We start from the raw sequence: 13,669 nt of genomic DNA on the forward strand, positions 1-13,669 counted from the left end.
GGGGTGGCCGCTTTTCCGCGAAAACCGCCCTCACGGCCGTGGACGGTGTCAGCGCAGGGCCCGCTCGCGCAGCTTGTGGATCTCGTCGCGCAGCTTGCCCGCCTCCTCGAATTCCAGGTTCTGCGCGTGCTTGTACATGCGGGCCTCCAGCTTCTTGATCGTCGAGCCGACCTGCTCGGGCGTCAGCGAGCCGTAGTCCGGCGCGCTCTCGGCGACCTTCTTCGCCTCCTTGCCCTTCTTGCCCTTGCCGCGCGACCCGACGTCGGCCCGCGCCCCTTCCATGATGTCCGCGATACGGCGCACGACGGTCTTCGGCGTGATGCCGTTGGCCTCGTTGTACTGCATCTGCTTCTCGCGACGCCGCGCCGTCTCGTCCATCGCCTCCTGCATCGACTTCGTGATCTCGTCCGCGTAGAGGATCGCCTTGCCGCGCACGTTGCGCGCCGCGCGGCCGATCGTCTGGATCAGCGAGCGGTTGGACCGCAGGAAGCCTTCCTTGTCCGCGTCGAGCACCGCGACCAGCGACACCTCGGGCATGTCGAGGCCCTCGCGAAGCAGGTTGATGCCGACCAGCACGTCGAACTCGCCGAGGCGCAGGTCGCGGATGATTTCCGTGCGTTCCACCGTGTCGATGTCCGCGTGCAGGTACCGCACCCGCACGTCGTGCTCGGAGAGGTAATCGGTCAGGTTCTCGGCCATGCGCTTGGTCAGCGTGGTGACCAGCACGCGGTCGCCCATCGCGACGCGCTTGTGGATCTCGCCGAGCAGGTCGTCGACCTGCGTGCGCACCGGACGCACCTCCACTTCCGGATCGATGAGGCCCGTCGGACGGACGACCAGTTCGACCACGTTGTCGTCGGAACGGTCCAGCTCGTATTTCGCCGGCGTCGCGGAGACGTAGATCGCGCGCGGCGCGCGACGCTCCCACTCCTCGAAGCGCAGCGGACGGTTGTCCATCGCCGACGGCAGGCGGAAGCCGAACTCCACGAGCGTTTCCTTGCGCGAGCGGTCGCCCTTGTACATCGCGCCGAGCTGCGGAACGGTCACGTGCGATTCGTCGACGACCATGAGGGCGTCGGGCGGCAGGTAATCGAACAGGGTCGGCGGCGGCTCGCCCGGGCCACGGCGCGTCATGTGCCGCGAGTAGTTCTCGATGCCCTGGCAGAAACCCACCTCGGCCATCATCTCCAGATCGAAACGCGTGCGCTGCTCGAGGCGCTGCGCCTCCACCAGCTTGTTGTCGCGATAGAGCTGCTCGAGGCGCTCGGAGAGCTCGACCTTGATCGTCTCCATCGCGTTGAGCACGCTCTGCCGCGTGCTCGCGTAATGCGTCTTCGGGTAGACGGTGTACCGCGGCACCTTGCGCAGCACTTCGCCCGTGAGCGGATCGAAGAGCGACAGGTTCTCCACGTCGCCATCGAACAGTTCGATGCGCAGGGCCTCGGACTCCGACTCCGCCGGGAACACGTCGACCACTTCCCCGCGCACCCGATACGTACCGCGGCGCAGTTCCATCTCGTTGCGCACGTACTGCAATTCGGTGAGCTGGCGGATCAGCGCGCGCTGTTCGATGTGCTCGCCGCGCGACAGGATCAGGCGCAGACTCATGTAGTCCTCGGGGTCGCCGAGGCCGTAGATCGCCGAGACCGTCGCCACGATCAGCGAATCGCGCCGCGACAGCAGCGCCTTCGTCGCCGCGAGACGCATCTGCTCGATGTGGTCGTTGATGCTCGAATCCTTCTCGATGAAGGTATCCGAGGCGACCACGTAGGCCTCCGGCTGGTAATAGTCGTAGTAGCTCACGAAGTACTCCACCGCGTTGTGCGGGAAGAACTCCTTGAACTCGCCATAGAGCTGCGCCGCCAGCGTCTTGTTCGGCGCCAGCACGATCGTCGGCTTCTGCACCTGCTCGACGACATTGGCGATCGTGAAGGTCTTGCCGGACCCGGTGACGCCGAGCAGCGTCTGGGCGGCGAGGCCCGATTCGAAGCCTTCGACGAGGCGGCGGATGGCCTCGGGCTGGTCGCCGGAGGGCTTGAACGGGGATACGAGCTGGAAGCGATCGGTCATGACTGACGATATGCTGGCTCGGACCACGAGTTTAAAGCGCCGGCGCCTACGTGCCGTGACGCGGCGCACCCGCACCGGGGTGGCCCTCCGGTCGCGACGATGGCCGCCCGTCACCCCAGGACGCGACCATGCGCCGGTATCGCGCCTCCCATGCGTTCACATTCGTCGAGATCCTCGCGGTCCTCGCCATCGCGGGCGTGTTGCTGGCCTGCGCCCTGCCCGCCTTCGGCGACGCGATCGCGCGCCATCGCTTCCGCGTGGCCACCGAAGCGCTCCTCGACGCCCTCGGCCGCGCCCGGGCCGCCGCCGTATGGCGAAACCAGCCCACCACCCTCTGCGCGAGCGCGGACGGCCGCACGTGCCTCGCCTCCTCCGACTGGACCCGGGGCTGGATCGCCCGCCCCTCGCTTTCCGGCGATACGCGGCAGCCGGCGCTGGACGACCGGATCGTCCTCGTCCATCGGGACGGTCGCTCCTCGGTCGAGTTCAAACCGAACGGCACGTCGCCGGCAAGCAACCAGACGCTCGTCCTCTGCCTGCGAGGACGACCCTCCAGCGCCGTCGCGATCGTGATCGGGAATGCGGGCCTCGCACGGCGCAGAACGGCGAGAGCCGACGAGGCGTGGACCTGCGCCGCCGCACCTTCACGAAAGCGTAAAGATGCTTGACAGCCCCTCCGCTCTTCCACAAAATACGTGGCTCCCCGCCCGAATAGCTCAGCCGGTTAGAGCACTTGACTGTTAATCAGGGGGTCGTTGGTTCGAGTCCAACTTCGGGCGCCAGGTTTTGAAAGGCCGTGCAGCGATGCACGGCCTTTTTCTTTGGTGCTCGCGGAACACGGAGCCGCGGGTCGAGTCGCCGGCGGGCCCACGTTGCCAATGTCTTACTGCACCGTGAGCTGAACCCGACAAACAGCGTGGATTGACGGCTGCGAGCGCCCGGGGCACCATAACTGAACATCCCCGCTGGCTTCTGCCGCCGGGTCGCACGCCACCCCTTCGAGGGTGGCGTTGCCTTTTCTAAGGAATGGAAAAATTGCGCACTGCCGTTTATGTCGACGGTTTCAATCTCTTTCACTCGCTGCTCGATGGCAGGCGCGGAGCCAAGTGGCTCGACCTCCATGCAATTGCTTCGGCCGCTCTTCGGCCGCACAACACGATACGGCTCGTCCGCTATTTCACGGCGCGAGTGAAAGCCACCGACGACGACCCGGGCAAGCCCACGCGCCAGGATTTCTACATTCGTGCGCTACGAGCGCGCGATGTGGTCGTCCACTGGGGAACATTCAAGGAACGGCCGAAGCGTCGGCGTTTGGTTGATCCTCCACCTCCCCCGGCTTGCAGGTATGCCGAAGTGTGGCATCGGGAGGAGAAAGGGTCGGACGTGAACCTTGCGGTCCACATGGTCAACGACGCATGGAGCAACGCTTACGACTGCGCCGTCGTCATCTCCAACGACTCGGATCTGGCGGAGGCTTGCCACCTGGTGAGATCGCTCGGCAAGGTCGTCGGGATCATCGGTTCGCCACAGCGGCCAGCCACCGAGCTGGCGCACTGCAGCGATTTCTATCGCAGAATCGACCTTGCCGTAGTGCGCCGATGCCAGCTGCCCCACGTCCTTGTGGACGCGCAGGGCCGCCAGCTCGCCTGCCCGGACAGTTGGCGGCTCGAAGAAGGCCGCGAGGAGTGACCTGTCAGAGCATCATGCCCCCGGACACCTCGATGCGCTGACCGGTGATCCAGCGGTTCGCATCGTCGAGTAGCGAGGCGACCATCGGGCCGATGTCGTCGGGCAGGCCCACGCGGCCGAGCGCCGTGTTCGCGACCACCATCTTCTGGACCTCCGGATTGTCCCTGACCACTCCGCCGCTGAAATCCGTGGCGATGGCGCCGGGGGCGACGGCGTTCACCGTGATGCCGCGCGGACCGAGTTCCTTCGCGAGGTAACGCGTGAGCACTTCCACTGCGGCCTTCATCGCGCCGTACACGGGCGTCGGCGCGCCGGCGAAGCGTGCGAGGCCGCTGGAGATGTTCACGATGCCGCCGCCGTCGGCGATGCGCGCGAGCAGGGCCTGCGTCAGCAGGAACGGGCCCTTGAAGTGCACGTCGTAGATGCCGTCCAGCTCGGCCTCGGTCGTCTCGGCGAAAGGCTTGTGCAGCGAGGTGCCGGCGTTGTTGACCAGATAGTGGAGTTTCGCCGCGCCGAGTTCGGCCAGCGCACCGTCAACGGCATCGACGAATCCGGCGAACGAGGCGGCGTTGCCGACGTCGAGCGGTAGCGCCACCGCGCGCGCTCCCGCCTCGCGGACGGCGGCGACGACGGCGTCGGCATCGTCGCGGCGCGACTGATAGGTCAGGATGCTGTCGACGCCGCGAGCGGCGAGCGCGAGAACCATGCTGCGACCCAGGCCGCGGCTGCCGCCGGTGACGAGGGCGACCCGGCGGGAAGAAAGCGTGCTGTTCATGGCGAGGTTCCTTGGTTGGTGGGATGCTCGCCACCATAGAAGCCGGGCGACGATCCCTGAATGCCGGAAGGCGCCCCCTTCTTGCCCGATCCTGCTCCCGACCTCCGGAGACCCCGATGCCGAACGCGCTCATCGATGCCCTCACGCTCTTCACGAGCCGGCGGCCCGGCGAGAGTCCGTATGCGACCGGCGTCCCGGGCCTGACCATCCTGCGCTCGGAGACCGCGCGCATGCCGAACCTGCTGGTCTACCGGCCCGTCCTGTGCGCCGTCGCGCAGGGCTCGAAGACGGCGACGTTCGGCGAGCGGCGTGTCGATTACGGGGCCGGCCAGGCCCTGGTGGTGGGCGTCGACACGCCCGCCCTCGGCGAGGTGACCCAGGCCAGCCCGTCCGAGCCGTTTCTCGGTGCGATCGTGGAGCTGGATGTCGCCCTGCTCCACGACGTCATGTCGTCCATGGAGCCACGCCCCCGGCCTGCCCCGGACGACGAGCCCGCGGCGGCGATGATCCGGATCGACGGCCCGGTCGCGGACGCCGTGACCCGGCTGGTCCAGCTGGCCGATACCCCGGCCGCGATCCCGATCCTGCAGCCCGCGATCATGCGCGAACTCGCGGCGTGGATGCTGATGGGTCCGCAAGGCGGCGTGCTCGCGCGACTCGCGGCCAGTCACGCCACGCCGGGTCGGGTGATCGGGGCCATTCGCGTGCTGCGCGACCGCTTCGCCGAGCCCGTGCGGATCGAAGAACTCGCGTCGCTGGCGCAGCTGAGCACCTCGGCGTTCCACCGCCAGTTCAAGCAGGTGACGTCGATGACGCCATTGCAGTACCAGAAGCAGTTGCGCCTGCACGAAGCGCGCCGGCTCATGCTCGCCGACGCCTCCAGCGCGGAAGCCGCCGCCTACGCGGTCGGCTACGAGAGCCCCTCGCAGTTCAGCCGCGAGTACGCCCGGATGTTCGGCAGCCCGCCACGTCGCGACGTCACGAATCTGCGGTCGTCCGCGTCCGTCTAGGCCACGCCCGTTTCAGAGCGACGCAGCGACGCGATGAGTTCGGTGCGGCCGTAAGGCTTCTGCAGACGGGCGTGGATGCCCGGCGCGTCGCCCGGTAGCTCCGCGTAGCCGCTGGCGAGCACGACGTGCAGATCGGGGTAACGCTCGGTCACCTGCGCGGCCAGTTCGACGCCCGTCATGCCGGGCATCGCCTGGTCGGTGACCATCATCGAGATGCCCTTCGCCTCCGCGAGCAACCTGAGCGCCTGCTGCCCGGACGACACCCCCACGGCGTCGTAACCGGCATAGCAGAGCATCTCCACCGTCGTCGCGAGAACGAGCGGATCGTCGTCGACCACGAGCACCGAGGGCGCCATGGCATCCTCCGACACAGCCGGGCCAGCATGCTCGACCTGCGCCTGCGAGCCCTGCGACATCGCGGCGGCGGTGGCGCCGGCGATGGGCAGCCAGATGTCGATGGTGGTGCCGCCGGGCTGCGAACTCTTCAGACGCATGGCCCCGCCGCACTGCTGCACGATGCCATGGACCATCGACAGGCCGAGACCCGTCCCCTTTCCCGCGCCCTTCGTCGTGAAGAACGGCTCCGTCGCGCGCGCGAGCGTCGCTTCGTCCATGCCGGTGCCATCGTCCGCCACGGAGAGACGCACGTAGCCGCCCGCGGGCAACCCGAGCACGGTGTCCTCGCTCAGTGTTTCGGGCCGCGCGGAAATCACCAGCTTGCCACCGTCCGGCATGGCGTCGCGGGCGTTGACACCCAGGTTGAGCAGGCACAGTTCCAGCTGATTGCTGTCGGCCAGCACCGGCGGAAGCGACAACGGAAAGCTCGCCTCCACGACGATGGCCGGCCCGAGCGACGTGCGCATCAGGTCGGACATCCCGTAGACGAGGTCGGGGATGCTGACCGGCGCGAGGTGCAATTGCTGCCGGCGTGCGAACGCGAGCATGCGCTGCACGAGAGCGACCCCTCGACGCACCCCGTTCAGCGCGTTGCCCACCAGCGTCTGGGCGCGGGCGGGAAGGTCGTCGCGATGCGTGAGGAGCTCCAGGTTGCCGTGGATCGCCATGAGCAGATTGTTGAAGTCGTGCGCCACGCCGCCCGTGAGCTGCCCCACCGCCTCGAGCTTCTGCGACTGGAACAGCGCTTCGCGGGCCTGCTCCAGGGCGATCGCCGCGTTGCGCTTCTCGGTGACGTCGCGCGTCACCTTGGCGAAGCCGACGAACCTGCCGGACTCGTCCTCGATGCGGTCGAGGATCACGTGCGCCCAGAAACGCGTGCCGTCCTTGCGGACGCGCCAGCCTTCGGTTTCGAGCCGCCCGACCTCGCGCGCGGCGACGAGGTTGTCCCACGGCTCGCGCCGGGCGACGTCTTCCGGCGTAAAGAACGCCGAGTAATGCGAGCCGATGATCTCGTCCGGGAGATAACCCTTGATCCGTTCCGCACCCGAATTCCAGCTGGAGACATTGCCCTCGGGATCGAGCATGTAGATGGCGTAGTCGGCCACGCCCTGCACGAGCAATCGGAACTGCTCGTGGCTTCGACGCAGTTCGTCGAGATTGTCCTGGGTCATTTCCACACCTGTATTCCCGGACCGCCGACCGTACGCACGCGCTACTCACGGATTCGTGAAGAAACCTTCACGCTTGGGCGCATCTTTCAGCTTTCGATCTGCGTGATCGACCGCACGCGGCCGTCGACGACCTCGAACTGTACCGACTTGCCGCGCTGGTAATACTCGAGGCGGTACCCTTCCAGACCGCCGTGGCGGGATTCGATGGGCGTCTCCCGGTCGGGCTTGCCGGCCACCTGGCGCAGGCGGCCTTCGCTGTCGCCCGTGGAGATGACCTGCGAGCCGAACCGGTACGTGTCGGCCGCGGCGGCGTCGACCGCGAGCAGGGCGAAGATGAGGATGGCGATGGCGCGCTTCATGCGGGCTCCTGGTCCGGACTTCGGGCAGAGCGTATATCGCGGCCCCACGCAGGCCAAGTCGAGGCCTCAGGCCCTCGACACGTTGGGATTGCCCGCCACGTACCAGCGCCATAGCAGGTCCGTGCCTTCGCGGATGCCGATGCGCGCGGAGCCCGGGACGTTCTCCGGAGCGGGCATGCCGTCGTCGAGCACCGTGTAGCCCTCCTTCGCCCGCACGAGGTCGATCCCGTTCTGCTCGCCGGTGATGCCCATCGCCTGGGTCAGGCGGGCCGGACCGCTGCAAAGTTCGCGATCGCGCCGCACTTTCGGCCGGGCCTCGCGCATGCGTTCCAGCCCCGCGATCGGTTCGAGCGCGCGGATGAGGACGCCGACGCCCTCGCCGTCGTCGCCGCACACCGTGTTGCAGCACCAGTGCATGCCATAGGTGAAGTACACATACATATGACCCGGCGGGCCGAACATCACGGCGTTGCGTTTCGTCTTGCCGCGGAAGGTGTGTGCCGCCGGATCGAACGCGCCGCAGTACGCTTCGACTTCGACGATGCGCCCTACCCGGCCGTCGGCGCAGGCGAGCACCTTGTTGAGGAGTTCAGGGCCCACGACACGCGGGTCGCGATGGAAGAAGGCTCGGGGAAGGATGTCGCCGGGCCAGCGAGGTCGTCGTGCCGCCATCACGTCTCCGGCGGCTCGCCGTCGGTATCCGGGTCGGGGCCCGGGCGCTCGACGGGTTCGTGATCGTAGGGCGGCGGCGATGTGCCCGGCGCCTGGCGTTCGGTATCGGGTACGGGGCGATGGGGACGTGGCATGGCGAACTCCGGCGGCGCGTCCGCTGCGCCAGCTGAAAAGCGGACCGTCGGATCGACGGTCCGCCGATTCGGATTCGTCAGAATACGCCAAGCAGCCAGCAGACGAGGATGATCGCGAGGATCACGCCGATACCGCCACTGGGACCATAGCCCCAACCGCTGGAATAACCCCAGGTGGGAAGGCCGCCGATGAGGGCGAGAATCAGCACGACGATGAGAATGGTGATGAGCATGTGGCGTCTCCGGCAGTGGTCCCAGTTACGCGCATCGTCCGGTCGGCGCCGTGGAGACGTCGTGATGCGAAGCCACATGGCGCGCACCACATTCAGCCACCGGAAGGCCGGCGCGACAGGACGCCGCGCCGGCCGTGGATCACGTCCGGACGACGTAGCACGGCTCGTACGCCGTGCCACCCGGAAGCTTCATGCGGTGCTGTTCGACGAACGCCTTCAGCAGGTCGTCGAGCGCGCGCATGATCTCGGTTTCGCCGTCGATCACGAACGGACCGTGCGCCTCGATCGCGCGCACGCCCTCTTCCTTGACGTTGCCCGCGACGATGCCCGAGAACGCGCGGCGCAGATCGGCCGCGAGTTCGTGACGCGGGCGGCCGCGATGCAACGCGAGCGACGCCATGGCCTCGTGCGTCGGACGGAACGGCCGCTGGAACGGCAGCGGAATCTCGAGCGCCCAGTTGAAGAAGAAGGCGTCCTTGTTGTCGAGGCGATGGTTGCGCACCTTGTCGACGCCGGACACCATCGCATGCGCGACGGCCGCGGGATCGTCGATGATGATGCGGTAGTGCTCCGCCACCTCGTCGCCCAGCGCGAGCCGCAGGAAGCGGTCGATCTGCTCGAAGTACGCCGCCGAGTTCTGCGGACCGGTGAAGATCAGCGGGAACGGAATGCCCTTGTTCTGCGGCAGCAGGAGGATGCCGAGCATGTACAGGATTTCTTCCGCCGTGCCCACGCCGCCCGGGAACACGATGATGCCGTGTCCGAGGCGCACGAACGCTTCGAGACGCTTCTCGATGTCCGGCATGATCACGAGGTTGTTGACGATCGGGTTCGGCGATTCGGCGGCGATGATGCCCGGCTCCGTGATGCCGATGTAGCGATTGCCCTTGCGACGCTGCTTGGCGTGCGCGATGGTCGCACCCTTCATCGGGCCCTTCATCGCGCCCGGGCCGCAGCCCGTGCAGATGTCCATGCCGCGCAGGCCGAGCTGGTAACCCACCCGCTTGGTGTACTCGTACTCATCGCGCGAGATGGAATGACCACCCCAGCAGACGACGAGGTTGGGATCGACCTGCGGACGCAGGATGCGCGAATTGCGCAGGATCTCGAACACGGCGTGCGTGATGCCGACGGTGTCGTCGAGGTCGAACGCGCCGGCTTCCAGCTGCGTGGAGATGTAGACGATGTCGCGCACGACGGCGACGAGCAGTTCGTTGATGCCGCGGATGATGCGGCCGTCGACGAACGCCTGCTCGGGCGCGTTCTTCAGTTCGATCTTGATGCCGCGGTCTTCCTGCAGCACCTGGATGTCGAAGTCCGGGTACTGCTCGAAGATCGAGCCCGGATCGTCGGAGAGGTTGCCGGAGGTGAGCACGGCGAGCGCGCAGCGGCGCAGCAGCTGGTGCAACCCGGACCCGCTGGCGTCGCGCAGGCGCGCGACCTCGTTGCGGGAAAGGATGTCGAGACCGCCGGCCGGGGAGACGCGGGCGCTGACGGTCCTGCCGCTGACCGGATCCCCGAACTGGATGGCATTCATGGTGTTACGTTCCTTCTGACCGCGAATTAGCGGCGAACCCCGCCCCGGGTCGGGAGCGGACCGCCTAGGATCACGCGAGTCGTCGGCGGGGGTCAAGTCTGGGGCCGCGTCCAGGGCAGCGACCGGACGGCCAAGAAAAAAGCCGGCACCCTTGCAGGTGCCGGCTTCTCGTCTTTCAGGCGAATCCTTCGCTTAGAACGTGTAGCGAACCGTCAGCATCGCCGACCAGCGGGAGACCGGGTTGACCTTGGTCGCGCTGTTGTCGGTCGGGGCGTCGTAGATCGCCTTCTGGCCCGGCTGGTAGTTGCCGTTGGCGTCGGTCGGCAGGTTGTAGATGTACTTGCCCGTCGCCGGATCCACGCCACCGAAGTTGGCGAGGGTGCGGGTGTACGGGAAGCCGATGTACGACTGCTGGCCCCAGTCCTTGTTCACCAGGTTCAGGAAGTTGTAGACGTCGAGACGGATCTCTCCCTTGTTGCCCTTGAAGATGCCCGGGATTTCCTGGCTCAGGCTGAGGTCGATCTGGTTGACCCAGGCCGAGGTGGCGCCGTTGCGACGAGCGACTTCGCCCTGCTTCTTGCGCAGGTAGTCGTCACCCTGGATGTAGCTGTAGAACTGGTCGACGAGCGCCTGCGAAGCGGCGGCCGAGCCGGTCGCGTTGCGGAAGATCGTGCCATCGCCACGGGTCGGGATGTACGCCAGGTCCTTCGAGTAGCTGTCGCCGTTCGAGTCGTTGCCGAAGATCCAGCTGTACGGCACGCCGCTGTGGCCGTCGTAGAACGCGCTGATCGTCGTGGCGTAGTCGCCGAAGAAGTTGTGCTGCCACGTCAGCGAGGCGTTGAGGCGCTTCGCGATGTTGGTGTTCGACGTGGAGGCGACGTCTTCGTTCGGGTTATACCAGGCGCTGTTCGAGTAGTTCGACGTGGCCTGGCTCGAGGTGCCCGGGTTCACTTCGGTCGCGTGACCGCCGGTCGCCGCGATGCTCCATGCCCAGCCGTCGGCCATCGGCTTCGAGAACGACAGCGTGACCGTGTCCGAACCGCCCTTCTTGGTGTTCGTCAGGTAGGTGACACCCTGGGCGAAGCGACCGTTCTGGCGGAAGCGGGCGTTGGCGCCGCCGGTGTTCGCACCATTGAGGTTGTTCACACCGTTGACGACGGTCGCGCAGTTCGTGGCGGCCGGACCGTTGAGCGGCGTCGAACCGCCGATGCAGCCGGCGTACGTGTAGCGACCATCCGGCATGATGCCGGTCGGCGCGCCGAGGTTGAGGTTCTGGTACAGGATGCCATCCTGCACTTCGATGTGCTGCCACTCGATCGTGCCGATGATGCCCTGCCACGGCAGTTCACGATCGAACGCCAGCGACGACTTCCAGACGCTCGGCAACTTGAAGTTCTTGTCGACGGTATCGACGGCCTGCTGCGGGGTCACGCCCGGACCGCTGGTCGGCTGATTGAACGGATCGGCGCTGAAGAGCGGGCAGGCGATGTTCTTCTGCGTGCCGAGGTTACAGGTGCCGTTGGCGTTGCGATCGTACGAATACGTGACGATGTTGATACCGTTGTTCTGGTACGGGTTCGTCATCCACACGGTCGGCGGATCGGACTGGAACAGGCCGACGCCACCGCGCAGCTGCGTCTTGTATTCACTGTCGAAGGTGTAGTTGAACGAGAAGCGCGGCTCGACCAGCTTGCTGCCGTTGATCGTGTTCGCGTTGCTGAAGCCGTAGGTACGTGCGAAGTCGGCGTTGTAGAGCGGCTTGTCGTTCGTCAGGTACTTGTTGACGCGGAAGCCGAACTGCACCGAGAGAGCCTCGGTCGGCTGCCACGTGTCCTGCAGGAAGAACGTGTTGCGACGCAGCTCCCACTGGGCGGCGATGTCGTTGAGCGAGTAGCCCGGCGCCGGACGGTACAGCGAGTAGTTGCTGTACAGCCCGTTGGCGATGTTGTTCTGGCCATTGTTGCCGAACGTGTACGCACCGAACTGCGTGCGACCGAACAGGTTGTAGATGCGGTTGCGCTCCCATTCGACGCCACCCTTGATGGTGTGGTCGTCGAGGTACAGCGTGCCCGCCCACATCGCGTTGAGGCTCTTCACCGACGCGCTGTTGTAATGGCTGAACTGGTCTTCACCGAGGTTCACGGTCGGACCGGTGGCGGCCGTGCCGAAGTTCGTGTTGTTCACGCGCACGGTGATCTGCGGCTGCTGCGTGTCGACCGAGCGGTTGAGCTGGTAGTCGCTGTAACCGACCTTGGTTTCCGTCGAGAAATTGTCGGCCCAGTCGTCGAACGACTGCAGCGTGTAGTTCTTGATGTCCGAGTTGACCGTGTACCAGTAGCTGGACAGGCCGATCGAGTTGACGCCGTTACCCTGCGGGTTGGGCTTCACTTCCTTGGTACGCGAGTACGCAAGGTTCATGCGGTGACCGTCGGTGATGTTCCAGTCGATCTTGGCGATGTAGCGCTTGTCGGTCAGCGTGCCGGCGTTGGCGGCGGTCGTGCCGGGCGAAAGACCCAGGGCATTCGCGCCGTTGATGATCTTCTGCAAGTCGTCCGGCGACACCTTGTTGAGCGTCGAATTGGCGAGCGTCGGATCGAGGCCGTTGACGGCGCCCGAACTCAGGCCCGTGACTTCTTCCTTCTCGTAACCGGCGAAGAAGAACAGCTTGTCCTTGATGATCGGACCGCCGACGGTCGCACCGGCCTTCCAGTTACGGTCGAACTCGGTGTAGTCGCGGTTGTTGTCGAGCCAGCCGGCCTTGCCGACCATGCTGCTGGCGTTCTTGAAGCCGTAGTAGGCCGAACCGTGGAATTCGTTCGTGCCCGACTTGGTGACGGCGTTGATCTCGGCACCGACGGTGTCCGACGAGACGTCGTAGTTGGCGGTCGAGATGTTGAACGAGTCGATCGTGTCGAGCGACACCGGCGAGCCGACGGTCGGCATGCCGGTCGAGTTCAGACCGAACGGGTCGCCGACGCCCAGGCCGTCGACCTTGATGTTGTTGAGGCGCGTGTTCTGGCCGTTGGCCGAGATGGCGCCCGTGCCGTGGTCGACGTTGACGCGCGGATCGCGGCGCGCGATGTCGGCGATGTTGCCGCTCGGCGACGGCGCGGCCTTCAGTTCGGCCTGCGAGATGTTCGTGCCGAGACCCTTGTTCTCGGAGGTGAACTGACCCGACACCGCGGACACGGTGACCGCGCCCAGCGCGGTGGCATCGGCGGCGCTGGCGGCACCACCGGCGGTGAGGTTCACGGCCGTGTCGGCGCCGAGCTGGAGATAGACGTTGTCCTGGCGGACCGACGGCGTGCCTTCCTTCGACGCGGTGACGTCGAACGGACCGCCGACGCGCAGACCCTGAGCCGAATAGCGACCGGCGGCATCCGTGACGGTCGTCTTCGTCGTGCCCGAGGGCTCGTGCACGATGGTGACGGTGGCGTTGCTCACCGGCTGGCCGCTGGCGTCCAGGACGCGACCGCTGATGGTGGAGGACGTCTCCTGCGCGAACGCAGCAGGTGCCGCGAGCAGCGATGCGATCGCGAGCGGCAGAAGTTTGGCGCGGATTCGGCTATTCATCTAATGGTCGACCCTGTGGCTTGCAACGAAAAAATCTTCGGCCGCACGA

12 protein-coding genes and 1 tRNA gene are annotated in these 13,669 nt (G+C 66.4%); 4 read left to right on the forward strand and 9 right to left on the reverse strand.

Annotated features, from left to right (window positions below):
• Nucleotides 1-48: 48 nt before the first annotated feature.
• Nucleotides 49-2,070, reverse strand: a complete 2,022-nt coding sequence (uvrB, locus tag BMY69_RS11345; protein WP_090054638.1) for an excinuclease ABC subunit UvrB — start codon at nt 2,068-2,070, stop codon at nt 49-51.
• 128 nt (nt 2,071-2,198) lie between these two features.
• On the opposite strand from uvrB, the gene BMY69_RS11350 reads away from it, so the two are divergent.
• The 3 genes from BMY69_RS11350 (at nt 2,199) to BMY69_RS11360 (ending at nt 3,759) form a co-directional block, all read left to right on the forward strand.
• Entirely contained in the window at nt 2,199-2,738 is a 540-nt protein-coding gene (locus tag BMY69_RS11350) for a GspH/FimT family pseudopilin (protein WP_090178078.1), read from the forward strand.
• Nucleotides 2,739-2,775: 37 nt separating this feature from the next.
• A tRNA-Asn gene (locus BMY69_RS11355) sits at nt 2,776-2,852 on the forward strand.
• A 253-nt stretch (nt 2,853-3,105) separates the two neighbouring features.
• Entirely contained in the window at nt 3,106-3,759 is a 654-nt protein-coding gene (locus BMY69_RS11360) for an NYN domain-containing protein (protein WP_177191143.1), read from the forward strand.
• Nucleotides 3,760-3,763: 4 nt separating this feature from the next.
• Here the strand turns inward: BMY69_RS11360 and BMY69_RS11365 are convergent, their stop codons facing one another.
• A complete protein-coding gene (locus BMY69_RS11365; RefSeq protein ID WP_090178082.1) occupies nt 3,764-4,534 on the reverse strand; it encodes an SDR family NAD(P)-dependent oxidoreductase in 771 nt (256 codons plus the stop codon).
• Nucleotides 4,535-4,650: 116 nt separating this feature from the next.
• On the opposite strand from BMY69_RS11365, the gene BMY69_RS11370 reads away from it, so the two are divergent.
• Nucleotides 4,651-5,544, forward strand: coding sequence for an AraC family transcriptional regulator (locus BMY69_RS11370; protein ID WP_090178085.1), 894 nt, complete (start codon nt 4,651-4,653; stop codon nt 5,542-5,544).
• On the opposite strand, the gene BMY69_RS11375 is transcribed toward BMY69_RS11370, so the two are convergent.
• From BMY69_RS11375 to BMY69_RS11400, 7 genes are all read right to left on the reverse strand, one after another.
• The gene (locus BMY69_RS11375) at nt 5,541-7,112 is read right to left on the reverse strand and encodes a PAS domain-containing sensor histidine kinase (RefSeq protein WP_090178086.1); all 1,572 of its coding nucleotides are present in this window, start codon (nt 7,110-7,112) and stop codon (nt 5,541-5,543) included. The genes BMY69_RS11370 and BMY69_RS11375 overlap by 4 nt on opposite strands.
• An 86-nt stretch (nt 7,113-7,198) precedes the next feature.
• On the reverse strand, nt 7,199-7,471 hold the full coding sequence (locus tag BMY69_RS11380; protein ID WP_090178088.1) for a hypothetical protein: 273 nt from the start codon (nt 7,469-7,471) through the stop codon (nt 7,199-7,201).
• Nucleotides 7,472-7,537: 66 nt separating this feature from the next.
• Nucleotides 7,538-8,143, reverse strand: coding sequence for a DNA-3-methyladenine glycosylase (locus tag BMY69_RS11385; RefSeq protein ID WP_090178090.1), 606 nt, complete (start codon nt 8,141-8,143; stop codon nt 7,538-7,540).
• Nucleotides 8,143-8,277, reverse strand: a complete 135-nt coding sequence (locus tag BMY69_RS19930) for a hypothetical protein (RefSeq protein WP_255364530.1) — start codon at nt 8,275-8,277, stop codon at nt 8,143-8,145. Before BMY69_RS19930 ends, BMY69_RS11385 begins: the two co-directional genes overlap by 1 nt.
• Before the next feature lie 77 nt (nt 8,278-8,354).
• Nucleotides 8,355-8,510, reverse strand: a complete 156-nt coding sequence (locus BMY69_RS11390; RefSeq protein ID WP_089978734.1) for a DUF3309 domain-containing protein — start codon at nt 8,508-8,510, stop codon at nt 8,355-8,357.
• A 139-nt stretch (nt 8,511-8,649) separates the two neighbouring features.
• Nucleotides 8,650-10,047: a nucleotide 5'-monophosphate nucleosidase PpnN gene (gene ppnN / locus BMY69_RS11395; protein WP_090178092.1), complete on the reverse strand. Its 1,398-nt coding sequence runs from the start codon at nt 10,045-10,047 to the stop codon at nt 8,650-8,652.
• A 192-nt stretch (nt 10,048-10,239) separates the two neighbouring features.
• Nucleotides 10,240-13,620: a TonB-dependent receptor gene (locus tag BMY69_RS11400; protein ID WP_090178095.1), complete on the reverse strand. Its 3,381-nt coding sequence runs from the start codon at nt 13,618-13,620 to the stop codon at nt 10,240-10,242.
• Nucleotides 13,621-13,669 lie beyond the last annotated feature (49 nt).

This window comes from Luteibacter sp. UNC138MFCol5.1 (assembly GCF_900110505.1).
GTDB lineage: Bacteria > Pseudomonadota > Gammaproteobacteria > Xanthomonadales > Rhodanobacteraceae > Luteibacter.

Bases quoted from the DNA above. Each gene is read 5' to 3' on its own strand.
- BMY69_RS11400 (WP_090178095.1), bottom strand. From the start codon at position 13,620: ATGAATAGCCGAATCCGCGCCAAACTTCTGCCGCTCGCGATCGCATCG.
- BMY69_RS11370 (WP_090178085.1), top strand. From the start codon at position 4,651: ATGCCGAACGCGCTCATCGATGCCCTCACGCTCTTCACGAGCCGGCGG.
- BMY69_RS11385 (WP_090178090.1), bottom strand. From the start codon at position 8,143: ATGGCGGCACGACGACCTCGCTGGCCCGGCGACATCCTTCCCCGAGCC.
- BMY69_RS11380 (WP_090178088.1), bottom strand. From the start codon at position 7,471: ATGAAGCGCGCCATCGCCATCCTCATCTTCGCCCTGCTCGCGGTCGAC.
- BMY69_RS11390 (WP_089978734.1), bottom strand. From the start codon at position 8,510: ATGCTCATCACCATTCTCATCGTCGTGCTGATTCTCGCCCTCATCGGC.
- uvrB (WP_090054638.1), bottom strand. From the start codon at position 2,070: ATGACCGATCGCTTCCAGCTCGTATCCCCGTTCAAGCCCTCCGGCGAC.
- BMY69_RS19930 (WP_255364530.1), bottom strand. From the start codon at position 8,277: ATGCCACGTCCCCATCGCCCCGTACCCGATACCGAACGCCAGGCGCCG.
- BMY69_RS11375 (WP_090178086.1), bottom strand. From the start codon at position 7,112: ATGACCCAGGACAATCTCGACGAACTGCGTCGAAGCCACGAGCAGTTC.
- BMY69_RS11365 (WP_090178082.1), bottom strand. From the start codon at position 4,534: ATGAACAGCACGCTTTCTTCCCGCCGGGTCGCCCTCGTCACCGGCGGC.
- ppnN (WP_090178092.1), bottom strand. From the start codon at position 10,047: ATGAATGCCATCCAGTTCGGGGATCCGGTCAGCGGCAGGACCGTCAGC.
- BMY69_RS11350 (WP_090178078.1), top strand. From the start codon at position 2,199: ATGCGCCGGTATCGCGCCTCCCATGCGTTCACATTCGTCGAGATCCTC.